Raw genomic sequence first — 23,357 nt, 5'->3', positions numbered from 1 at the left:
CTCGCCAGGCGGGGCGGCTGGGCAAACTCGCTCCGCTACGCTGCGCTCAAACATGCCCAGCCGACTTCCCCCCGCCTGGCAAAACAGGTTCGGCAGGCTCTACGGGCCAGCGCGCCCTTTACACGACGAGCCCCGGCTCGCGGCGGTTATGAACGCATCATGCCGATTACTGACTTGCGGCGTTGACGCGCGTTGGGCCGGTCCGGGGCCGTCGTTTTATCCTCGTTGAGAGATCTCGGATAGGGCTTGGCCGGCGGGTTTGGGGCTGCTTGCGCTGATTGCCAGGTCGCCCAGCGCTACGATGCCTACCAGGCGCTTGTCGGTGTTTATGATGGGTAAGCGGCGGATCTGATTGTCGCTCATAATCTGGCAGGCTTTTTCTACAGAGTCGTTGTCGTACGCCCACAGTACTTTTTCAGACATGACGTCTCGCACTCTGGTGCCAGAGTCGCGGCCTTCTGCGACTGCGCGCAGCACGATGTCGCGATCTGACAGTGTTCCGATCAAGCGATCGTTTTCTCCTACAGGCATGAGGCCAAAGTCGCCGTCGCGCATTTGGCTTGCGGCATCTTTGATGGTTGTCTCGGGGTTCAGGATTTTGACGCGTTCGGTCATTACGTCTTTGAGCTGTTGCATGGTTGCTCCTTTGATTCACGGTTGAGGCCTGTCTGGAACGGCCGCAAGTGGCGGACCTGGGTGCAGCACGGTGGCGCTATGCATTTCGGCATGGGCTGCGGCCTGTTTCACTGAGTCCGTGCGTGGTTGCGGGCTTTTCATGCGTTGAATGTTTTCTTTAATCGAAGCAGATCCAGGAAGGCCAAGAAGAAGAAATTTTCCGATCGCACAGGCACAAATTGCCTGCGGTCAGGTAAGGCCTCGCGCGGGCAGCATGGGGAGTATTGCGGTGGCGCTGGCATTTGGGCTCAGGCACTTTACTTGCTGCTTTTATTGGCGTTGTAGTCCGGCGATCTAATCAAGGAGGCTATCAGTGCCCCAAATTGTCGAACGTCGCTATGTTTTGACGGTACACCCCTTGCATGCCGTATTTGTGGGAGGAGCGCTTTCCCTGTTTGTCGGCGCGGCCGCCAGCGATGTGGCCTATGCGATGTCGTTTGATATCCAGTGGAATAATTTTGCCTCGTGGCTGCTGGTTGGCGCCCTGTTATTTGGCGGCGTCGCGCTGATCTTTGCCATCGTTGATCTTTTCCGGGCGCAGCAGCGTGCGCGCGGGGTTATTCCATACGCGGTGGTGTGGATAGCGGCATGGATTGTGGGCTTTTTCAATGCGTTGATTCATGCCCGCGATGCATGGGCGAGCATGCCTGCCGGCTTGGTCTTGTCGGTGGTGACAGTGGTGCTCGCCTGCGCAGCGACGTGGCTGGGTTTTCGCACTCCGCATATCAGAGGCGCCATATGAAAACGCTGAGTTTGCTCGCCGCTATTCCGTTGCTCTCGGCTGTGGGCGTATGCAGCGGTCAATCTGGATCGCTGGTCGGCCCAGAGCCTGAGTTGCCCAAGCCCAAGCAAGGGCTGCTGCCTGATATGGTGATCGCAAAACCCGCGCCATGGGGAGACAAGGCTCCAACAGTACCAGAGGGCTATACGATTACCGCCATCGCGACGGATCTGAAGATCCCGCGGCAGACGCTGGTATTGCCCAACGGCGACATCCTGGTGGCCGAGGGGCGCGGCGGCAATGCCGCGAAGCTCAAGCCCAAAGACGTGATCGCCGGCATCATCAAGGCCAGGGGCACGAGCCCGGTCAAGGGCGGCAACCGCCTGACGTTGCTGCGCGATGCCGAGGGAGACGGCACCTACGAGGCGTCGACGTTCGCGGAGAATCTGAATGCGCCTTACGGGCTTGCCTTGGTAGGTAACGATCTTTATGTTGCTAACCAGGACGCGTTGGTGCGTTTCGACTATCAGCCAGGGCAGACCAAGGCCAGTGGTCCGCCTGAGACGGTTACGCTGTTGCCATCGGAAATCAACCATCACTGGACCAAGGCGCTGACCGCCAGTGCGGACGGGCAATATTTGTATGTAGGTATCGGGTCCAATAGCAATATCACCGAACGCGGCATGACAGCGGAAGCCGACCGCGCGCGTGTCTGGAGGGTGAATGCCCGCACCGGCGAGTACAAGACATACGCCACGGGCCTGCGCAATCCCACCGCGCTGACCATCCAGCCCGATACGGGTCAGTTATGGGCGGTCGTCAATGAGCGCGACGAGCTCGGCTCGGATCTCGTTCCCGACTATCTGACGGCGGTGCAGGAGGGGGCCTTCTATGGCTGGCCGTATAGCTATTGGGGGCAGAACGTAGACGAGCGCGTACGGCCGCAGGATCCCGAAAAGGTCAAGGCTGCAATAAAGCCCGATTACAGTCTGGGCGCGCACGTCGCAGCGCTGGGCGTGGATTTTTCGACCCAGGCGCTGGGCGACCGGTTCGCCCAAGGGGTCTTCATCGGCGAACACGGCAGCTGGAACCGCAGCGAACCGGTGGGCTACAAGGTGATCTTTGTGCCCTTCAGCGCGGGGCGTCCGTCTGGTCCGCCCGTGGATTTTGTTGCCGGATTCCGGGACAGTGACGGCACGACTCGCGGCCGTCCAGTAGGGGTGACGGTAGATCCGCGTGGCGCCCTTATTGTCGCTGACGACCTGTCAAACACGATCTGGCGCATCACGCCGACACGGCCCGCAGGGCCGCAGACGCAGACTGACGGGCCGGNGNCGGTGCAGACACCCGCACCGACGTCGATGCCGCCGACCTAGCCGCTCCGATGGACATCGGGGGCTCAGCGGCCTGCGTGACTCAGCCACTTTTAGGCAACGCCCAGCCGCGTTACCGATGTCGCGATGTGGTCGCCCGATCGCCAGCGGACCGGCGGCGTCAGGGCGACCTTCCGCAGGGTCCTCGCCAGTTCGCGATTCCGTTTATTGCGGGGGCAAGCGCAGCAGCCGGTTGATGGTCTCAAGGTCGACTTCGGACAGGATGCCGCCGGCCGCCTTCAGGCGCAGGCCGTCCAACAACGTGCCATAGCGCGCCTGCGCGAGGTCGCGCTGCGTAGCGTAGAGCTGTTGCTGGGCGTTCAGGACGTCGAGGTTGATGCGTACGCCGATCTCATAACCGGTTTTGTTGGCTTCTACAGAGGCACGACTGGATTTTTCGCCAGCCTCCAAGGCGCGGATACGGGCCAGGCCGGTCATGACGCCTGTGTAGTACTGACGGGCGGACTGTGCGGACTGGCGGCGGGCGGCCTGGTAGTCGTTGCGCGCCTTTTGTTCGAGCTGGACTTTCTCTGTGACCTGAGAGGATATGCCGCCGCCCGCGTAGATGGGCACGGACAGGACCAGGCCGACAGAGCTGTCTGCGGCCCGGCTGCCGGCGGCGCTGCGATTTGAGGTGCTGGCGCTGCCGCTGGTGGCCTGCAGGCTCAGGGTGGGGTAATGCCCGCCGCGCGCAATCTGGATATCACGTTGGGCAATTTGCGTCTGCAACTGCGCGCGAGCGACTTCCAGGCTGGCGGATTCGGCTTGAGTTGACCAATCTTCCTGCCTGGCGGGTTGGGGCGCGGGCAGCGGGACCGTGGAGGGCAGCTCGGCCAAGGCCTCAGGGGGCTGTCCGATGATCTGCGTCAGTTGGCCGCGCAGTACAGTCAGATCGTGCTGCTGCCGCAGTTCCTCGGCGACAACCAGGTCATAGCGGGCCTGCGCCTCGTAGGTGTCGGTGATGGTGGCATTGCCCAGCTCGAAATTGCGCTTGGCGGATTCCAGTTGGGCAGCTACCGAGGCCTTTTCGCCCTCGGTAGCTGTCAAGGCGTCCTGAGCGGTGAGGATGCCGAAATAGGTGTCCGATACGCGCAGCAGCAGGTCTTGGTAGGCCTGTTGCAGGGCGAGCTCCGCGTCGGCGACGCCGAGTTTGGCCTGCTCGTAGCGCTGCCAGCTCGACCAGTCGTAAAGCGGCTGTGTCAGGACGAGTTCCCACGGCGCCCGCGTGTTGTCCTGAACACGCCGGGACAGATTACGCGTGGCACGGGTGTCTTCGTAAGTCAGTCCGATTTCGGCATTGATTGCCGGCAGCAGGCCAGCACGAGCCTGGGGCAATTGTTCTATCGACGCGCGATACTGGGCGCGGGCCGCAGCGTATACGGGATCGTTGGCCAGTGCCGACTGCCACGTTTGCAGCAGGTCCTGAGCAGCGCTGACAGGAAGGCACCAACTGATACTGAGCGCCAGACCCAGCGTAGCCGCAAGCGATCTGGCGCACATGGAGCCGTATCAGAACTTGAAATGCGAAACGGTAGTCCCGCGCAGCGGCTTGACGACGGTCTCGAACAAATTGACAGTTTCGAAGCTGGCTGCCGTGGTGCGCGTGATGCGACAGGCGGTCATGACCGGGGCCTGGCCCACGATGATGACCAGACGGCCGCCGACGCGCAACTGATATTTCAGTGCATCCGGCACGGCGGGCACTGAACCCGTGACCAGGATGGCGTCATATTCGGTCGTACCCCAGCCATTGCGTCCGTCGCCGGTTTCGATCTTGACGTTGGTGACGTTGTTCGCCTGCAGATTGTTCTGCGCGAATGTCACCAGGCGATTGTCGATTTCGACCGAGGTGACCTGTTGGGCCAGATGTGCCAGCAGGGCCGCCTGGTAGCCCGAGCCCGTGCCGATTTCCAGCACGCAGTCGGTAGCGGTCAGCTGCAATTCTTGGGTCAGACGTGCCTCGACCTTGGGGGCCAGCATGTTCTGGCGGGTGTTGGTCGCATTGATTTCCAGCGGGAGTTCCAGGTCGGAAAACGCCAGGGCTCGCAGCGCCGGCGGCACGAATTGCTCGCGGCGGACAACAAACAGAGCGTCCAGGACCTTGGGATCGAGTACATCCCAGGGGCGGATTTGCTGCTCCACCATGTTGAAGCGAGCTTGTTCTACATCAGGCAGGGTCGAAGCGTTCATGACAGCGAAGAGAAAATCAAGAAGAACCAACCGGACATTGTACTGATTCGGTGGGAATGTGGGGGATGGCCCCCGTAGTGGGGCGGGAGCCTTCATCGGGACCGTTTCCTGCCGGCCTCATGGCGCTGGCTCGGCCGGCGAGGGGAGCCTGTAGCCGCGGGCGGGCCAAGGCACCATAGCCAGCACGATTACCACCAAGCGTGAAAATGATGCGTCGGGCCATGTCCGGAGCCGACCTGCAGGCGGTCAGCATGGCGCAGCGCCTCGGCCAGGTAGGCCTTGGCGCGGCGGGCGGCCTCGGGGACATCGTCGATCTGCGGCAGCAGCGCGGCCAAGGCGGCTGACAGAGTGCAGCCGGTGCCGTGGGTGTTACGTGTGTCGATGCGATGGCCGGGCAGTTCGATCATCCGGTCGCCGTCATGCAGCAGGTCGATGGTGTCGTTGCCCGGCAGGTGGCCGCCTTTTAGCAGCACCCAGCGCTGCCCGGAATACGCCATGATGTTGCGCAGCCGCTCGGCGACGCGGCGCATTTCCTTGACGGTTTCGACGGGGCGTTCATCCAGCAGTACACCGGCCTCGGGCAGATTGGGCGTCAACATGGTGGCGTGCGGCAACAGGGCCTCGCGCAGGGCGCCGACGGCATCGCGCTCGAGCAGGTGATCGCCGCTCTTGGCGACCATGACCGGATCCAGGACGACGTGAGCGGGTAGCCATTTGGCCAATTTTTCCGCTACGACAAGGGTCACCGGACGTTGACCGAGCATGCCGATCTTGACCGCGTCGATGCGGACATCGGCAAAGAGCGTGTCGATCTGCAGGCCGACGAACTCGGGCGGCACGGGGGCGATGCCGGTGACGCCTTGGGTATTCTGTGCGGTGAGGGCGGCGATGACCGCGCATCCGTAGGCGCCCAGTGCACTCATGGCTTTGACGTCGGCCAGCACGCCGGCGCCGCCGGACGGGTCTACGCCAGCGATGCTGAGCGCGTTGGGAATCGGCCGGCTGCCGGCCTGCGACGTACTCATTGCGTATTGGCCGGGGCGGCGGTGATCAGGCCTTCGGTGGGCGAGCTGGGCGCGCCGCTGTACAGCTTGCGCGGCATACGGCCGGCCAGGAAGGCATCGCGGCCGGCCTGGACGGCGTTCTTCATGGCGCGAGCCATCAGAACGGGGTCTTTGGCGCCCGCGATCGCGGTGTTCATCAAGACGCCGTCGCAGCCGAGTTCCAGAGCGATGGCGGCGTCAGACGCGGTGCCCACCCCTGCGTCCACCAGCACCGGGACACGGGCCTGATCAATGATCAGGCGCAGGTTCCAGGGGTTCAGAATGCCCATGCCCGAGCCGATCAGCGAGGCCAGCGGCATGACCGCGACCACGCCGATGTCTTCGAGCATACGGCATTGGATGGGGTCGTCGGTGCAATAGACCATGACCTTGAAGCCGTCGTCGACCAGCGTTTTTGCGGCCTCCAGGGTGGCAGGCATGTTGGGGAACAGTGTGTGCGGATCGCCCAGAACCTCGAGTTTGACGAGGTCATGGCCGTCGAGCAGCTCGCGCGCCAGCCGCAGGGTGCGCACGGCGTCGTCGGCGGTGTAGCAGCCCGCCGTGTTGGGCAACAGGGTGAACTGCGACGGCGGGACATAGTCCAGCAGGCTCGGTTCGCCGGGATTTTGGCCAATATTGGTGCGGCGAATCGCCACGGTCACGATTTGCGTGCCGCTGGCGTCCAGCGCGGCGCGGGTCTGTTCGAAATCTTTGTATTTGCCGGTGCCTACCAGCAGGCGCGACTGGTATTCGCGCCCGGCGATGGTCAGAGTGTCTGGAGTCGTCATTGTGCAGCGTGCTGAAAAAGAATCCCGTGGCCGGGCGTGAGGCGACCGGCATCTAGGACTCCATGATAATCCACCTGCTCAATAACGCTACGACCCCAGGGCACTCCGGCGTTGCCGGTCGCGTATTGCGCTCCTGCCGCGCAAGGCATGCGCGGTGGCAAATTTGGGGGGCAATCACGTTACTGATTGATCATTGAGATGGCAGGCCGAGAAATGTCCGGGTGCAATTTCCTTGCGCAATGGTGCTTCGATACGGCAGCGTTCGTGGGCATGTGGGCAGCGAGGATGGAAATGGCAGCCGGGTGGCGGTTTGAGCGGGCTGGGCAATTCGCCTTTCAGCGCTTCGAAGCGGCGTTTGCCCGGTTTGATGCGCGGGACTTCAGCGAGCAACGATTGTGTGTAAGGATGATTGGGACGTGCGTACACTTCTTTGACGGGCGCTTCTTCCACGACGCGGCCGAGATACATGATGGCTACACGGTCGGAAATATGTTTCACCACCCCGAGATCGTGGCTGACAAATAAATACGTCAAATCGAGTTGTTCGCGCAGATCCATGAAGAGATTCAAGATTTGCGCCTGAATCGATACGTCGAGTGCGGCGACACTTTCATCGCATACCAGGAAATCGGGTTGCACAGCCAACGCGCGTGCAATATTGACGCGGGCGCGCTGGCCTCCCGAGAATTGGTGCGGCAGCCGGCGCTTCATCGTGGGATCGAACCCGGCTTTGCGCAGATAGTCATCTACATAGTCGCCCCGATTGCCTTTGATCAGACCATGGATGGCAGGGGCCTCGGCGACAAGGGTTTCGATATTCATGCGAGGATTGAGCGCAGCCATGGAATTCTGGAAAATCATCTGGGCCGACAGATCTGCATCGTGCAATGCTTTACCGTTCAGTTTCAGACGATCAGAACCTTTCCAGTACACCTCGCCGGAGGAGGGATTCAGTATGCCCGCCGCAATACGGCCCAGCGTCGATTTTCCGCAGCCGCTCTCGCCCACCAATCCGAGAACCTCGCCACGTTTGATGGAAAGGTCGACTTCATCGAGTGCATGAACGATAGGGGGGCGTTTCGCTATACCCAGTCCGATGGCGATCCGGGCTGCCAGATCGGGTTTCGCGCCAAAGCGCATCGAAATCTTGCGCAGGTCCAGCAGCGGCTCAGTATGGGAGTGAGTGGCCGAGACAGTCATGCGTACACCTTTTCGTAAGGGTGGAAGCAACGGTAGTAGCGAAGTTCGGTGCCTGAGGCTTCAGGTTGCTGGCGACAGGCGTCCGATGCCCGCTCGCAGCGGGTGCGAAATGCACATCCTTCGGGCATATTCGCCAGGCTTGGCGTGACACCGGGAATTTGGGCAAGCCGGCGTCCCTGGTTATTCTCCGAGGGAACCGAACGGATCAGCCCGCGGGTATAGGGATGGCTCGGCGTTTCCAGGACGGAAAAAACATCGCCCGTCTCGACAATACGTCCGCCGTACATGACAGCTATCCGGTCGGCCAGGCTGGAGACAATGGCCAAGTCGTGAGTAATCCATATCACCGCTGTTCCTTGTTGTTCAGTCAGTTTTTGGAATTCGGAAATAATCTGTGCCTGGATCGTGACATCAAGGGCGGTGGTCGGCTCATCGGCGATGATGAGGTCAGGGCGATGCAGTAGTGCAATAGCGATTGCCACGCGCTGGCGCATGCCTCCGGAGAATTCGTGCGGGTAGGCCTCCAGGCGTTCCTCAGGGCTGGGAATGCCGACCATGCCGAGCGCGTCACGTGCTCGTGCACGGGCTTCATGACGACTGATTTTCTCGTGGGCGTGCAAAGTCTCCATGAGCTGGACTCCGACGCGTAACACCGGATTCAGCGTCATCATCGGATCCTGAAACACCATGGCAATGCGGCGCCCGCGCAGATTGCGGCGAGTTCTCGCATCGGCGCGGGTCAAATCGTCCCCATTGAACAAGACCTGCCCGGAGGCAACGCGGCCTGGTTCGTCGATCAGTCCTAGAATGGAAAATCCCGTGACGCTCTTGCCGGAACCGCTTTCACCCACCAGGCCCAGCACCTCGCCGCGGTTGACCTGAAAGGACACCTCGTTGACCGCCCGCAGCGGCTTGCCGTCTTCGTCGGGAAACTCGGTCACGAGATTACGGACTTCTAATAAGGGAGTCATCGGGCCTTCCTCGGGTTGAGCACGTCACGTAAACGGTCACCGACCAGGTTGATCGAAACGATGGTGATGAGCAGGGCAATGCCCGGGTAGAAGCTGATCCAGTACAAACCCGACAGCAAATAGCGATAGCCATTGGCGATCAGCATGCCCAAGGAAGGCTGTGTGACAGATGCTCCCAGTCCCAGAAATGACAAGGTCGACTCCAGGCCAATGGCACGGGCCACTTGCATCGTCGCGATGACGATGATGGGAGCAACGCAATTGGGCAGCAGGTGACGAAGCAGTATGCGATGGCTTGGAATACGCAGGCAGCGCGCTGCCTCGATGAATTCCTTTCCTCGTTCGACGAGTGCGGTGCCCCGTGCGGTGCGAGCATATGTCGCCCATTCGGCCACGATAATGGCCAACACGACATTGGCTACCCCGTTGCCCAAAATGGCCAGCACCATTAACGCCATCAGAATGGTCGGGAAGGAAAGCTGCAGGTCGACCAGCCGCATGATGAAGCTTTCGGTGCGCCCGCCCAGATAGGCGGCAAGCAGTCCAACGGTGGTGCCGAGCAGGGCCGCGATCAACGCCGAGGCAATGCCGACGACGAGCGAAGTGCGTAATCCGTACAGGATGCCCGACAGAATATCGCGCCCCTGGTCGTCCGTGCCCAAGTAATACGGCACGCCATCCATGCTGGCCGACCCTGGCGGCAAACGGCCGTCGAGGATGTCCATCTGGGTCAGATCATAGGGATTCTGTGCAGAGATCCAGGGGGCCAGAATAGCGAGTAAACAGATCGCGATCAGCACGATGGCCCCCAGCAGCGCCGTGGGAGATGAGAAAAAACGCTTCAAAGCGGGGCCAATGCGAGGCGGCGGCGGTGCCGTCACGCTATCGGGGATATTCGTGCCGTCCGGCGAATTGGCAAGTCTAGTATTCATGGCGTCATCCTTTGCCTTCGAGGCGGACACGAGGATCGAGCAGGGTGTAGCAAATATCGATAATGAAGTTCAGCGAGACAAAAAGAATGACCATCATCATCAAATAGGCCACGATGACAGGCCGATCCAGCAGGTTGATGCTGTCGATAATGAGTTTGCCCATTCCGGGCCAGCCGAAAATGCTTTCGGTCACGACCGAATAAGCAATCAACGAGCCGAATTCCAAGCCGATGATGGTGACGACAGGGATCATCAGGTTCTTCAGTACGTGAACGAAAATGACCCGGCTCTCGTGCAGCCCCTTGGCATGGGCAAATTTGACAAAATCCTGCGCGATGACTTCCTGCACCCCCGCACGGGTCAGGCGAAGAATCAACGAGGTTTTGAACAACGCGAGATTCAATGCAGGCAGCAGCATGTGCGAGAGCCCGTTGGCCGTCAGAAACGACCAATTCACGCCCAGGAACATCACGGTATCGCCCCGGCCATTTGACGGCAGCCAACCCAGTTCTACGGCAAATACCAGGATCAGCATCAGCCCCACCCAGAACGTTGGCAACGAAAACCCGAAGATGGAGCCCGTCATAATGATTCTGGACGAGATTCTCCTGGGGTAAAGCCCGGCATATAGTCCCAGCGGAATTCCCACCACAATGGCAATGACCATGGCACAGAGCGCAAGCTCCAACGTGGCGGGCAAGCGCTCGATGATGACGTCGAGCGCTGGCTTGTGATAGACGAAACTATTACCGAAATTGCCCTGCGTCAGTCCATGCAGAAAGCTGAGATACTGCTGCCAGAGCGGTTTGTCCAGGCCAAGATTGGCGATGACCTGGGCACGTTCCGCTTGGTTCAGGTCGGGGTTGATGAGGATGTCGACGGGATTGCCAATGACGTTGATGCCAACAAAGACGATCAACGTCATCGCCAATATGACGAAGCCCGCCTGGATTGCGCGTCGGATGAGCGTAGTGACCATTGTCAATCCTGTGTTCGGTTAGTCGACGCTGATAGCCATGCCGTCGCGTTGCGGATCGGCTGCCCCTGCCGAAAGTCCGTTATCGATGCGTATGCCGTGCAGCGCGGCGAAGGCATAGGTCTGCGGCGAACGTACGACGCTGTAGCCTTCGCGGCTCAGTTCGTCGACGACGGAGCGGCGAATGCGATTGCAGATGTCGATCGAATTCGAAACGCCTACTAAGCGCGGCGCCGATACTGCTTCGTGAATCCCCATGCCGTAGTCGATCATGTTGATGAGACCCTGTGCCACCGTCGGAGCGATATAGCTGCCGCCGGGCGCACCGATGACGATGATGGGGCGGTCGCCTTCGAAGACGATGGTGGGGGCGGCCGAACTGGCGCGACGCTTTCGCGGGGCGATGGAAGCCGGCTTGCCTGGTCGAGGATCAAATCGTCCCATCAGGCCGTTGTACATGAAGCCCAGCCCATCCGTAATGGCGCCCGACGGGCTGCCCAGCGAATGCGTCATGGCGACGGCGTTGCCTTCCTTGTCGATGACCGAGATATGCGTGGTGTCGCGTTGAGACAGATCCAGCCGTTCGACATTTGCCCGCTCGCCACGTTTGATTTCATCGGCCAGTGCGGCCGCATGCTCCTTGGAAAGCAGCTTTTCCACGGGAACGTCGACATAGGCCGGATCGCCCATGTGAGCATCTTTGTCGATGGTCATGCGCTTCATGGCTTCGAAGAGTGTACGTACGTATTCTGTCGAACCGTGCCGCATGCTGGCGATGTCGAAGTTTTCCAGAATATGCAGCAGCTCAATCATCGGAAAGCCCGAACCCGGAGGCGGGCTGGAGGCTATACGTTTGCCACGGTAACTGCCCCATACGGGTTCAGCTCGGCTGACGCTGTATTGCGCGAGGTCGTCTCGTCCGATCAGTCCGCCGTGACGTGCAAAATCTGCCGCAATCTGCTGAGCGATTTCGCCGTGATAGAAAATATCCGATGAGCCGCTTTGAGCGATACGCCGCAACGTGTTCGCCAGATCCGGATTTTTCAGCCGATCTCCCACGCGGCGTAACGAACCGTCTTCGTGAAAATAAACGCGGCGTCCCGTTTCCGAAAAACGAAGTTTGTCTATAGTGTTGATCTGCCCATCGCCGCGTTGGTCTTTAGCCCAGTACCAATGCATGTGCGGGCGTATCATGAAGCCTTCTTCGGCGTAGCGAATTGCCGGCTGAATCAGGTCGGCCCAGTCCCAGGTGCCGTAATCTTTCAACGCGGTTTCGTAGCCCTTGAGTGCACCGGGCGTGCAGCAGGCCAAATAGCCGATTTCAGAGATGTTGTCTTTAAGAATGAAGCCGAAGCCGTCGCGGCTTTGTCCAACCAGTTTGTCGAGCCACATGTCCGGCGTCGCGGCAATGGGCGCCAGCGCGTAAAACTCGAGCATTTCATGTATGCCTCGCTTGGGCATGTAGACATGCATCGAACCAAACCCGCCGATGCCGGTCATCTGAGGATCAACCACGCCTTGCACGAAAGCGCATGCCAGCGCGGCGTCTACCGCATTGCCTCCACGCTCAAGTACCGCTGCTCCTGCCTCAACCGCTTCGGGTTGCGGGGCGACAATCGTTGCGTTGCGATTCATGCGCGCTTCTCCTTGAGTACCTGGGCAAGGAATTGCTTGACATGGCCCAGCACTTTGAGCCGATCGTGCGATACGCCAGGAACCTCATCAAAGGTCACCTTGACGCCGGCGGCTTCGAAGGATTTCTGCAGCGAACGCAAGCGTTCGGGCCGAGTCGAGCCTGGATCGTTGGCGCCGTCCATGTAGTAAACGGAACCGGGCTTGTGGGTGATTTCCCATGTCTCCAGATCCAGGGCGCCGACCACCATCTGGACGGGGACCTTTGCCAATGCCTCTATGTCTAGCGGACGGCCAAACTTTTCGGCCAGGTCGCGGGTGCCGATCCACCAGTCCTTTTCAGGATTGAGCAGCGTTACCGAGCCGGGGGCTCCGATGCTTGCGGCCCAGAGTTTTTCGGGATGCAAGAGGGCAAAACGATGCGTGAAATGCCCGCCTCCTGAAAAACCGAACATGGCAAATGTGGACCAGTCCTGACCATATTTGGCGGCCATTTCTTCGACCATGGACAGTACGACGTGGTCGTATCGGATGTCTCCTTCGACCAGGTATTTATAGCCAGATCGAGCGCCATCACCACGCACGTTGATCGGGAAAATGGGACACAAGATGGCGCAATCGTTGTAAAGCCCGAACTCGGAGAATCCATCGCGAAACTCGATCGCCGAGGTGCGTCCCGTACCGTGGACCGCTACGAGCAGATCAACTTTGCGGCCCTGCGCGACGGTAGGAGGGACATAAAGCAGCATGTGAAATCGCGGATCTGCAGTAGACGCGAAAATGGCCGTCTCGCCATAGTCATAAAAGGCGCGCGCGCGTGCCGCGGCCTCGCTTGTGCCAAGCTCTTGCATAGTTTCTCCAACGGAAAATTCGGATGTATTGCGGTGTTCGGGCGACACCGCAGGGGAGGCGGGACTGGCCTCCCCCGTTATTCGTTTTATGAATTATTTTTGTGCAGGGTCTGCGGGGCGTACTTCGTAGGCCATGGTGTACTTGTCGCTACGGGGCGTGAAAGCGATCTTCTTGCTCGCACCCATCACGACGTTCTCGTAGTGCATGGGCAGCAGCCAATGTTGGTTGAACGTCAGCTCCGATACCTGCTGCAGCAGCGGCTCGCGCTCATCGTCTTTCAGGCTTGCCGTGGCTTGATCGAGCAGTTTATTGATTTCCGGAACATTCACGCCGCCGCCGTTGTAGCGGCCCGTGCCTTTTTCCTTGTCCTGGCCTGCGACGAGCGCTATCGCGGGGTTCGATACCTCGCCCGTATTGACGCCCCATGACCCCAGGAACATGGAGTAGTCGCCGTTGGAGTATTTGCCCGAGTACACAGACCAGGGGACGACTTGAACTTTGGTTGCGATGCCGATGCGCGATAGCATTTGACCTACTGCCTGCAGAACTTCGCTATCGTTCACATAACGGCCCGATGGGCCATGAATGGTTAACGCAAACCCGTCGGGGTAGCCTGCTTGTGCCAAGAGCTCCTTGGCGCGGCGGGGATCGTATCCGACTGCCTGTACCTTGTCCGAGTGTCCAAAGAAGCCATTGGCGACGAATTGATCGGCAACCGTACCGTTTTTCTGCATGATGCGATCAACGATGGCGGGACGATTGATCGCCAGCAGCAACGCCTCACGAACGCGCGCGTCTTTGAACGGGTTTTTCTCCAGTGGGGACCCGTTTTTCGCGGTGGCAAACGGGGTCTTGTCTTTAGAGACATCCATGCCGAAATAAACGAAGCGCGTAGACTGGCCGCGGATGATTTGCAGCTTGTCGTTGCTCTCGACACGGCTAACGCCTTCGGCAGGCAGGTTTTCGATCAGATCCAGGTCGCCGGAGAGCAACGAAGCCAGGCGGCCACCATCATCGGGTGCCATGCGCAGAGTGACTTTGCTCCACGGTGCGGGGCCTTCGAAATAGTTGTCGTTGCGTGCCAGGACGATGCGGTCGCCGGGCGTGTACGACACGAATTTGAACGGGCCGGTACCGACAGCGGCTTTCCCGCTCTCGAAGTCTGCCACGCTGGCCTTCGCGTATTGCGAGCTGATGATGTGAATGCGGCTGAGCGAATTCAAGAGCAGGGGATCGGGCGTAGATGTTTCTACCACAACGCTGTAGGGGTCTTCGACCGTGACCTTGGCGATATTCCGTGTGTAGGCGGCGAACGCATGTGAGGGTTTATCTCTCGCACGCAACAGGGATGCAACCACGTCTTCTGCGTCGAACGTCGAGCCGTCATGAAAGGTCACCCCTTTGCGCAGCTTGAACCGCCAGTGCGTGTCGTCGATGACTTCCCACGATGTGGCTAGCTGCGGCTTATTTTCCGCGCGGCTTCCACGGTTGATCAGACTGTCGAAGATGTGGCGATTGGCCGCATTGTTCGGCGAATTGGAGTCCTCATGCGGATCCATGGTGGTGACAGGCGCCGCCATACCGATTGACAGCGTGGCGTCTTGCGCCATGGACGGGGATGTTACAGAAACGAGTAATGCCAATGCTGTGCCGGATACGACTCGGCGGGTCATCGCTTTGATCAATTCTTACTCCCTTGGAAGGCTGGCATCAGGCCAATGGTCAGTCTGAGTTCTTGTCGCTGCGGGGTGTTGAAAGCGGGTGATGAAAACAAAGGATTAGCTATATGTCAATGCAATTTTGTTATGTGTTTTGTCTAGTAAAACAGCTAATATCACCGCCAAATAGGAGGTGAAGATCGCATGAGTGACGATAAATACACTGTTGAATCAGTCGAAAAAGCCTTTGATTTATTGATGGCAGTCGCTCGAATGCCGCGATCTGGTGTGACAAAACTCGCGCAGAAAACGAACCTGGTCAAATCTCGGGCCTACCGTTTGTTGCATACAATGGAACAGCGGAAAATCGTCAAAAGAGACGAAAACAATGGTTATGTGCTGGGCGACGCCATGCTGGTACTCGGCATCACGGCCAGTTCTCAGATTGATTTGATCCGGCTTGCCACACCTATCCTGGAAGAGCTATGCCAACGTGTGAACGAAACGGTTCAGTTGCGTACGGCAGATGGCTTTGATGCCCTGTGCATTGCTAAAGCCGAGCCATCGAGAGACCTGCGTGTGCATGCCAATGTGGGGCGTAGACGTCCCTTGTATGCAGGATCGCCCAAATGCTTGCTGGCGTTTCAGTCTCGGGAGTTCATTGACCGGTGCATACCGGAACATCCCACTCCGCTAACGGATCTCACACCCAAGTCGCGACTTTTGATTCTGGATGAGTTAGCCAAAATCCGTAAACAAGGCTATTGCGTCAGCAGGGGCGAAGTCAGCGATCATCAAGTGTCGTGCGCGGCGCCGGTATTCGCTATCGACAACTCTATCGTGGCTTCCATCCATGTGGTCGCGCCCGCATTCAGGATCGGAGAGCCCGAATTGCAGCACATCATTCATTTGGTAGTGTCGGCCGCACAGCGTTTGTCTGCCGGGCTCGGCTGGAGCAAAGGGTAGCGGCCGTTTGCGGCGTGGTCGCCTCAACTTGATCAAGAATGGCTGCGCCTATTCTTGACGCTTCAGTGGGAGGTGTTTGAAGAGTCAGTGAGGGACCGTTGAGCGCGAACCTGATCCAGGTCCTCGCACAGTTTCTCGGTCACATCGATCAAGCGCGGCCCAGGCCGATACAACGCGTCAGCAGCCACACTGAATACGTAGCCCTGTTGCGCGGCCGGCAACCCATGCTGCTGCCAGGCTTGCAGATTGCTGCGTGCATCGTCGGGGCCGGCCGACCCAGCGACTACCGCGTCCGGCCGCGCCGCCAGCACGCTTTCGAGCGAAATCTGCGGCGCCAGTGTGCTGATGTCTGCAAAAGCATTGATGCCGCCGCACAGGCGCACGGCATCGCTGACGATACTGTGCCCGTTCAGCGTGTAAATCGGTTGCAGGCCGGCTTGAATGAAAACCCGCACCGGTGCGAGATGCGTGTAACGCGCCGATAACACGGCCAGCCGCGCACGCAAGGCCTCGGCAGCAGGGATCGCCCGCCCCTCGGTGCCGAACAGCCGGCCCATTGTTTCTACCGCGTCGGGAATCTCGTCCAAGGTCCGCGGGTCGCTGTAGAACACCGGCACTTTCAGGCGCCGCATGAGATCCGCCAGGGGATCAGGGACCGCTGGCTGCCAGGCGATCAGCAGATCGGGCTGCAGCGCGGTGGCGATTTCCAGATTCGGTCGCAGTGTGGTGCCGATGGAAGGCAGCGCGAGGGCTGCAGAGGGGTAGTTACTGCCCTGGGCGATGCCTGCGAGATAGGAGCCTGCGCCAGCCGCGTAGACCAATTCTGTCGCGTGTGGCGCGGCGGTGATCGCACGCCGCGCGGGGGCGGGCAGCGTGATGATGTGGCCGTGATCATCGCGCAGTGTGATCGTTGCGCGATGCGCCGTCGTCGCGACGTGTGCATCGGCCGTCGCTATTTGTGGTCGCTCCGAGGCCCTTGCGGCCACAGCGGTTGACGGGACAGCGGCTGCAGAGATCGTTTTTGCAGTCGTTGAGCCAACGTGGGCAGCAGCCTGCGGCACGGTTGCCGTGTCCGCCCGGGCAGACATCGTGGTCAAGCAGAGCAGTGTTGCCGCCAATGCCCGCCCATCCAGGCTGAAGAGCCTGGTGGCAATGGAGGCGGGCATGGCAGATCGCATCAGTAGCGGATCGTCAACGACGCCTGGACGTTGCGGCCAGCGGCCGGATACAGGTTATATGCACCCGTAGCGCCGGTGCTGCCCGAGCGGATGCCATAGGTCGCGTATTCCTTGTCAAACAGATTGTTCACCGCCAATGTGCCCGAGATGTTCTTGGTAAAGGCATAGCCGACCTTGCCGTTGACCAGGAAATAGTCATCCAGCTGCTTGTCGAACTCGTTGGCCTGGTCATTATCCATGCGTGCTTTGCCCACGTATTGGCCGGACAGGCTGATGAATAGCTTGTCCATGGGGCGCCACGTGGCCCCCAGGTTGGCCATCCATTTTGGCACCAAGGGCACGGTGTTGCCGGCCAGGTCCACGCCAGCGGCGGTGCCTGAGCGGAATTCGGCCTGCATCCAGGTGACGTTCGCATCCAGGCTCAAGCTCTTGGTCAGATCGTGATGGCCTTCCAGTTCGACCCCTTGGCGGCGCGTCGGATCCAGGTTGACGTTGGAGAACGTAATCGGGTTGTATTGGATCTCGTTGGTCAGGTCATAGCGATACCAGGTCAGGCGGGCGCTGGAGGTATCCGACTTCCACAAAATGCCCAACTCCTTGTCCACCGAGGTCTGCGGTTTGAGCGGGGTCGCGACGTACAGCAGTTCGTCGGAATTGGCGAAACGGAAGCTGCGGCCGACTTTGCCGTAGGCGCTGAAGCCCGCGCCGAGTTCCTGACGCAAGGCCAGTTGCCAGGCGCCCAGGTGGCGTGTCTCGTCGGAGTTGCCGCTGTAGCCGGACAGGGTTTCCAGCTGATCGTTGGCATATTGGCGACGGCCGCCCAGTGTGATGCGGGTCGTGTCGGTAGCCTGGATCTGAGCCTCGGCAAAGAACCCATGTTGGCGTTGTTTGGCGCGCCACTGATCCGGCATGGACGAGTACGAGTACAGATTGGAGGCGTCCAGGCTGCTGTCTAGCATGTCGGCGCCCACGATCAGCGCGTGTTTGCCGGCAATCGGCAACTGATAGCGGAGGCTGCCAGTGGTTTCGTCCAGGTCCTGTTCGCGAGTCGTGTCGCCGAAGCTGGATCCCGTGAAACCGGTCAACGACTTGTCGCGTTGGTTCAGGTCGGCATAGAGGGTGCCCGTGCCCAGGCGCTGTTCGATTTGCAAACCGAACGCGTCCGTCTTGGTATTGACGTAATCGTCGGGCGTGGACGTGCCGCGCGGATCGTCCTCATACTCGTTCAGACCGGTGGCGGGATCGACGCGGCGCGGGCCGGGCAGTCCGAGTTTCTGCGTGGTCGTGCGGGCATAGAGGCGGATTTCGCCATCGTCGTGGTGAAAGGCCAGGCCGACGCCGCCCCCGTCGCGGCTTTCGCGATTATTGTCGCGGTAGTTGTCGGTGCGCAGCGTTTGTCCGTAGACGTCGACAGTCACATGCTCGTTTTGCAGGCTGATGGCGGCATCCAATTGGTGCAGGCCGTAATTGCCCACCGTGCCGGTCACGCTGGCCGAGACGGGCTGCCCGCCGGGATTGCCGCGCTTGGTCAGGATATTGATTACGCCACCGGTCGTACCGCCGCCGTACTGGACCGAGCCGCTGCCGCGGACGATCTCGATGCGTTCAATGCGGTCCAGCGGCACCGTGCCTAGCGAGGGCGCCGACAGGTCATTGTTGTTTTGCGGTACGCCATCGATCAGGACCAGCGTGTTGCTGAACCCGGCAATACCAAAGCCGCGCAGGTCTATCTGCGCCTGCGCCGCTGCACCCGTGCTGTTGATCACGTGTACGCCGGCTTGGGTGGACAACAGCTCCTGTACCGTCATGGCGCTGCTGGTGCGGATTTGTTCCTGGGTCAGCACGGACACCTGTACGGGTTGATCGCGGGCCTCGGTGGGCACGCGCGAGGCCGTGACGGTGACGGTGCTGAGCTCCGGGGCAGCGGCCGCAGGGGATGTTTGATCTTGTTGTTGGGATTGTTGGGCGGCGGCCAGCGCGGGCACGGCGCAAATCAAGACTCCGGCCGCATGCCGGAAGGGGCGGGATTTCATCAGACAAGCCTCGGTTTGACGCGCGACCCCGCACGTCGTTCACGGTAATGGGCCGCACAAGGCGTCCCGGTGGGTGAACTGGCCGGTGTCGGGCTGCCATGCGGCGTGATGCAGCATGGGGACCGTTGCGGGGGCAGCACAGGCTGGGCGCGGCGCGCCTTCCTGTTTCCCGTTTACCTTCGGCGCATATTGCGCGCCAGAAGCACCAGTTCGGGGCCGCACTGTAGCATTCACAGGCAAAAAACAACCCGTTTTGTTACCATCAAGCGTCGGTTTTCGGGCATTTTTTGCCTTTTCGCCACATTTCCGAGATATTTCCGTGTCGTATCCCCGCCTGCCTTACCCGCCTTCGTCCTATACCCGAGGTGGCGATTTCGCCCGCCTGCTGGGTGAACGCATCCTGATCCTGGATGGTGCGATGGGCACCATGATCCAGCGCTACAAGCTCGGCGAAGCCGATTTCCGCGGTCAGCGTTTTGCAGATCACCACAAAGATCTGAAGGGCGATAACGAACTGCTGTCGCTGGTGCGGCCGGATGTCATCGACGAGATCCACCGCCAGTATCTGGAGGCAGGCGCCGATGTCATCGAGACCAATACCTTTGGCGCGACGTCGATTGCGCAGGGCGACTATGACTTGCCCGAGCTGGCGTATGAGCTGAATCTCGAGTCTGCAAAACTCGCGCGGGCGGCCTGTGATGCCTACAGCACCCCCGAGCGCCCGCGTTTTGTGGCGGGTGCGTTGGGACCACAGCCCAAGACCGCGTCGATTTCGCCGGACGTGAATGATCCCGGCGCACGCAACATCACTTTTGATGAGCTGCGCATTGCCTATATCGAGCAATTGAATGGTTTGTTGGATGGCGGCATCGACATTGTGTTGATCGAGACCATTTTCGACACCCTCAATGCCAAGGCTGCCATTTTTGCCGTCGAGTCCGTATTCGAGGAACGCGGCATACGCTTGCCCGTCATGATCTCGGGCACCGTCACCGACGCGTCGGGGCGCATTCTCTCGGGCCAGACCGTCGAGGCGTTCTGGAATTCCGTGCGTCACGCCAGACCCGTCACGATCGGCTTGAATTGTGCTTTGGGTGCGGCGCTGATGCGCCCCTATGTCGCCGAGCTCTCCAAGATCTGCGACACCTACGTCTGTGTGTATCCCAACGCCGGTCTGCCCAACCCGATGGCGGAAACGGGCTTTGACGAAACGCCGGCCGATACTTCGGCGTTGCTCGAGGAATTTGCGCGTGCCGGATTAGTCAATATGTCGGGCGGCTGCTGCGGCACGACCCCTGACCATATTCGCGCCATCGCCGATAAAGTCACCGCACTGACCCCGCGCGTCGTGCCCGATATTCCCGTCAAGACCCGCCTGTCGGGCCTGGAGCCGTTGAATATCGACGAGGAGTCCTTGTTCGTCAACGTGGGCGAGCGCACCAACGTCACGGGCAGCAAGATGTTTGCGCGCCTGATCCGCGAGGAAAAATACGACGAGGCCCTGGCCGTCGCGCGTCAGCAGGTAGAGAACGGCGCTCAGATCATCGATATCAACATGGACGAGGCCATGTTGGATTCGGCAGCGTGTATGCATCGCTTTCTGAATCTGATCGCGTCCGAGCCTGATATCTCTCGCGTACCCATCATGATCGACAGCTCCAAATGGGAGGTCATCGAGACGGGGCTGAAGTGCGTGCAAGGCAAGCCGGTCGTGAATTCGATCTCCATGAAAGAGGGCATCGATATCTTTCGCGAGCATGCCCGTCTGTGCCGGCGCTACGGCGCGGCTGTCGTGGTGATGGCGTTCGATGAACAAGGTCAGGCCGATACGCTGGAGCGTCGGAAAGAGATCTGCGGTCGCGCCTACAAAATTCTGGTCGAAGAAGAGCAATTCCCGCCCGAAGACATCATTTTCGATCCGAACGTCTTTGCCGTCGCGACGGGGATCGACGAACACAATCACTATGCGATGGATTTCATCGAGGGGGCGGGCTGGATCCGGAAAAATCTGCCTCACGCGCGCATCTCGGGTGGCATTTCGAACGTGAGCTTCTCGTTCCGTGGTAATGAACCCATGCGCGAAGCCATTCACACGGTGTTCTTGTACTACGCCATCCGCGAAGGCCTGACGATGGGTATCGTCAACGCCGGTCAGTTGGGGGTGTATGCGGATCTGGATGGGGCGCTGCGAGATCTGGTCGAAGACGTCATCCTGGATCGTGATCCCCCTGTTGGCAAAACCGATCCCGCTGATGAACGCACGCCCACCGAGCGGCTGGTGCAGTTCGCAGAGACTGTCAAAGGCTCTGGCGCGAAAAAAGAAGAAGATCTCGCCTGGCGCGAGGCACCGGTGCAAGAACGCTTGTCGCATGCGTTGGTGCACGGCATCACGGCATTTATCGTCGAAGACACCGAAGAAGTCCGTCAGCAGATCGAGGCTCGTGGCGGCCGTCCTATCGAGGTGATCGAAGGGCCGCTGATGGACGGGATGAATATTGTCGGCGATCTGTTCGGCGCCGGCAAAATGTTCTTGCCCCAAGTGGTGAAATCCGCGCGTGTGATGAAGCAGGCCGTGGCGCATCTGATTCCCTTTATCGAGGAAGAAAAACGCCAGATCGCGGCGGCCGGCGGTGACGTGCGGGCCAAGGGCAAAATGGTGATTGCTACTGTCAAAGGCGATGTGCACGACATTGGCAAGAACATCGTCTCTGTGGTGCTGCAATGTAATAACTTCGAAGTCGTCAACATGGGCGTGATGGTGCCCTGTGCGCAGATTCTGGAGAAAGCCAAAGAAGAGCAGGCCGATATTGTGGGCCTGTCGGGCTTGATCACACCCAGTCTCGAAGAAATGGCTTATGTGGCCTCGGAAATGCAGCGCGATCCGTATTTCCGTGATCGCAAGATTCCGTTGATGATTGGTGGTGCGACGACGAGCCGTGTTCATACGGCCGTGAAGATCGCGCCCAATTACGATGGTCCCGTCATCTATACCCCCGATGCCAGCCGTGCGGTGGGTGTGGCTGCGAATCTGGTGTCTGACCAGGCGCAAAGCTATATCGATGAGATCGCGCAGGAATACGAAGACGTCCGCCGCCGCCATGCGAATCGCAAGGCGACGCCGCTGATCTCATTGGCGGACGCACGTGCCGCGCGTCCGCAGATCGATTGGGCCAACTACACGCCGCCTCGTCCTAAATTCATCGGCCGCCGTTCGTTCAAGAGCTACGACCTCAGCGAGATCGCGAAATACGTGGACTGGACGCCGTTCTTTCAAACCTGGAGTCTGTTCGGACAATTCCCGGCCATTCTCGAAGACAAGGTGGTTGGCGAGCAGGCGAAAAAGGTTTATGCCGATGGGCAGGCGATGCTCAAGCGCATCATTGATGGACGTTGGCTGACTGCCAATGGCGCGGTGGCGTTTTATCCTGCCAATACGGTCAATGACGACGACATCGAAATCTATACCGATGAGTCGCGCAGCGAGGTGCTGTTTACCTATCGCAACCTGCGCCAGCAGGGCGCCAAGCGCGAAGGTGTCAGCAACAAATGCCTGGCCGATTACATCGCACCGAAGTCCAGTGGCGTAGCCGATTACATCGGCATGTTTGCGGTGACGGCGGGCTTGGGGATCGAGAAAAAAGAGGCCGAATTCGAGGCCGCACTGGATGATTACTCGAGCATTATGCTCAAGGCGATGGCGGATCGTCTGGCCGAGGGCTTTGCCGAATGCTTGCATGCGCGTGTGAGGCAGGACCTGTGGGGCTATGCGCCTGACGAGGGCTTGTCTAATGACGACATGATCGCCGAGAAATACGTGGGTATTCGTCCTGCGCCGGGATATCCGGCTTGCCCTGAGCATGTGGTCAAGACCGATATGTTCCGGGTGTTGGATGGTGCGGATATCGGGATGATGTTGACCGATAGTTATGCGATGTATCCGGCGTCCAGTGTGTCTGGGTTCTATTTCAGTCATCCACAGTCGCAGTACTTCAACGTGGGGACGATTGGCGAGGATCAGCTTGCTGATTACATCGCGCGTAGTGGGCGGACTGAGGAGGATGTTCGGCGGACGTTGGTTAGTAGTTTGGGGTGAGGGTTTTAGTGCTATTGGACGTCGATGCGGGGCAGTGGCTGCGTGGGGGCTTCACGTNGNCGGTCCGGCGCGCGGG

19 protein-coding genes, 1 pseudogene and 1 riboswitch are annotated in these 23,357 nt (G+C 59.8%); of the genes and pseudogenes, 6 read left to right on the top strand and 14 right to left on the bottom strand.

Annotation, left to right across the window (positions count from 1 at the left end; genetic code table 11):
* Nucleotides 1-186, top strand: a 186-nt coding sequence (locus tag ACNA0I_RS25955; RefSeq protein WP_415808908.1) for a hypothetical protein, incomplete at its 5' end; no start/stop codon positions are given.
* Nucleotides 187-216: 30 nt separating this feature from the next.
* On the opposite strand, the gene ACNA0I_RS25950 is transcribed toward ACNA0I_RS25955, so the two are convergent.
* Complete coding sequence (locus ACNA0I_RS25950; protein ID WP_415808907.1) at nt 217-636, bottom strand: CBS domain-containing protein; 420 nt, start codon at nt 634-636, stop codon at nt 217-219.
* Nucleotides 637-988: 352 nt separating this feature from the next.
* On the opposite strand from ACNA0I_RS25950, the gene ACNA0I_RS25945 reads away from it, so the two are divergent.
* The 3 genes and pseudogenes from ACNA0I_RS25945 to ACNA0I_RS25935 all read left to right on the top strand — a co-directional run.
* Complete coding sequence (locus ACNA0I_RS25945) at nt 989-1,417, top strand: DUF2231 domain-containing protein (RefSeq protein ID WP_415808906.1); 429 nt, start codon at nt 989-991, stop codon at nt 1,415-1,417.
* A pseudogene (locus ACNA0I_RS25940) lies at nt 1,414-2,728 on the top strand (PQQ-dependent sugar dehydrogenase); the annotation flags it as partial. The gene ACNA0I_RS25945 and the pseudogene ACNA0I_RS25940, both read left to right, overlap by 4 nt.
* A gap of 1 nt (nt 2,729) precedes the next feature.
* On the top strand, nt 2,730-2,966 hold a 237-nt coding region (locus ACNA0I_RS25935; RefSeq protein ID WP_415808905.1), incomplete at its 5' end, for a hypothetical protein.
* Here the strand turns inward: ACNA0I_RS25935 and ACNA0I_RS25930 are convergent.
* From ACNA0I_RS25930 to ACNA0I_RS25880, 11 genes are all read right to left on the bottom strand, one after another.
* Nucleotides 2,935-4,269 (bottom strand): TolC family outer membrane protein, encoded by a 1,335-nt coding sequence (locus ACNA0I_RS25930; protein ID WP_415808904.1) that lies wholly within the window; start codon nt 4,267-4,269, stop codon nt 2,935-2,937. The two genes, ACNA0I_RS25935 and ACNA0I_RS25930, sit on opposite strands and share 32 nt — an antisense overlap.
* A gap of 9 nt (nt 4,270-4,278) precedes the next feature.
* Nucleotides 4,279-4,959 carry a protein-L-isoaspartate O-methyltransferase family protein gene (locus ACNA0I_RS25925; protein ID WP_415808903.1) on the bottom strand — a complete coding sequence of 227 codons (681 nt, stop codon included), beginning with the start codon at nt 4,957-4,959 and terminating at the stop codon, nt 4,279-4,281.
* Between the two features lie 188 nt (nt 4,960-5,147).
* The gene (gene thiD, locus ACNA0I_RS25920) at nt 5,148-5,984 is read right to left on the bottom strand and encodes a bifunctional hydroxymethylpyrimidine kinase/phosphomethylpyrimidine kinase (protein ID WP_415808902.1); all 837 of its coding nucleotides are present in this window, start codon (nt 5,982-5,984) and stop codon (nt 5,148-5,150) included.
* A complete protein-coding gene (locus ACNA0I_RS25915) occupies nt 5,981-6,790 on the bottom strand; it encodes a thiazole synthase (protein WP_415808901.1) in 810 nt (269 codons plus the stop codon). The genes thiD and ACNA0I_RS25915 overlap by 4 nt, the downstream gene beginning before the upstream one ends.
* A gap of 174 nt (nt 6,791-6,964) precedes the next feature.
* Nucleotides 6,965-7,990, bottom strand: a complete 1,026-nt coding sequence (locus ACNA0I_RS25910; protein WP_415808900.1) for an ABC transporter ATP-binding protein — start codon at nt 7,988-7,990, stop codon at nt 6,965-6,967.
* A complete protein-coding gene (locus ACNA0I_RS25905) occupies nt 7,987-8,961 on the bottom strand; it encodes an ABC transporter ATP-binding protein (RefSeq protein WP_415808899.1) in 975 nt (324 codons plus the stop codon). Before ACNA0I_RS25905 ends, ACNA0I_RS25910 begins: the two co-directional genes overlap by 4 nt.
* A complete protein-coding gene (locus ACNA0I_RS25900; RefSeq protein ID WP_415808898.1) occupies nt 8,958-9,893 on the bottom strand; it encodes an ABC transporter permease in 936 nt (311 codons plus the stop codon). The genes ACNA0I_RS25905 and ACNA0I_RS25900 overlap by 4 nt, the downstream gene beginning before the upstream one ends.
* A 4-nt stretch (nt 9,894-9,897) precedes the next feature.
* On the bottom strand, nt 9,898-10,872 hold the full coding sequence (locus ACNA0I_RS25895) for an ABC transporter permease (protein WP_415808897.1): 975 nt from the start codon (nt 10,870-10,872) through the stop codon (nt 9,898-9,900).
* An 18-nt stretch (nt 10,873-10,890) separates the two neighbouring features.
* A complete protein-coding gene (ggt, locus tag ACNA0I_RS25890) occupies nt 10,891-12,504 on the bottom strand; it encodes a gamma-glutamyltransferase (protein ID WP_415808896.1) in 1,614 nt (537 codons plus the stop codon).
* Nucleotides 12,501-13,352, bottom strand: a complete 852-nt coding sequence (locus ACNA0I_RS25885; protein WP_415808895.1) for an alpha/beta hydrolase — start codon at nt 13,350-13,352, stop codon at nt 12,501-12,503. The genes ggt and ACNA0I_RS25885 overlap by 4 nt, the downstream gene beginning before the upstream one ends.
* Nucleotides 13,353-13,445: 93 nt before the next feature.
* Nucleotides 13,446-14,963 carry an ABC transporter substrate-binding protein gene (locus tag ACNA0I_RS25880; RefSeq protein ID WP_415808894.1) on the bottom strand — a complete coding sequence of 506 codons (1,518 nt, stop codon included), beginning with the start codon at nt 14,961-14,963 and terminating at the stop codon, nt 13,446-13,448.
* Nucleotides 14,964-15,215: 252 nt separating this feature from the next.
* Here ACNA0I_RS25880 and ACNA0I_RS25875 point away from each other — a divergent pair, with 252 nt between their 5' ends.
* Entirely contained in the window at nt 15,216-15,977 is a 762-nt protein-coding gene (locus tag ACNA0I_RS25875; protein WP_415808893.1) for an IclR family transcriptional regulator, read from the top strand.
* Between the two features lie 62 nt (nt 15,978-16,039).
* Here the strand turns inward: ACNA0I_RS25875 and ACNA0I_RS25870 are convergent, their stop codons facing one another.
* Both ACNA0I_RS25870 and ACNA0I_RS25865 read right to left on the bottom strand, forming a co-directional pair.
* Nucleotides 16,040-17,143 (bottom strand): cobalamin-binding protein, encoded by a 1,104-nt coding sequence (locus ACNA0I_RS25870; RefSeq protein ID WP_415808892.1) that lies wholly within the window; start codon nt 17,141-17,143, stop codon nt 16,040-16,042.
* Nucleotides 17,144-17,154: 11 nt separating this feature from the next.
* Nucleotides 17,155-19,188 carry a TonB-dependent receptor gene (locus ACNA0I_RS25865; RefSeq protein ID WP_415808891.1) on the bottom strand — a complete coding sequence of 678 codons (2,034 nt, stop codon included), beginning with the start codon at nt 19,186-19,188 and terminating at the stop codon, nt 17,155-17,157.
* A gap of 63 nt (nt 19,189-19,251) precedes the next feature.
* Nucleotides 19,252-19,413, bottom strand: a riboswitch (cobalamin riboswitch).
* Nucleotides 19,414-19,507: 94 nt separating this feature from the next.
* On the opposite strand from ACNA0I_RS25865, the gene metH reads away from it, so the two are divergent.
* Nucleotides 19,508-23,281: a methionine synthase gene (metH, locus tag ACNA0I_RS25860; protein ID WP_415808890.1), complete on the top strand. Its 3,774-nt coding sequence runs from the start codon at nt 19,508-19,510 to the stop codon at nt 23,279-23,281.
* The last annotated feature ends 76 nt before the right edge of the window (nt 23,282-23,357 follow it).

The sequence above is a fragment of the Bordetella muralis genome (genome assembly GCF_965139205.1).
GTDB lineage: Bacteria > Pseudomonadota > Gammaproteobacteria > Burkholderiales > Burkholderiaceae_B > Bordetella_A > Bordetella_A muralis.
This window is presented reverse-complemented; position numbering and strand designations above follow the sequence as displayed.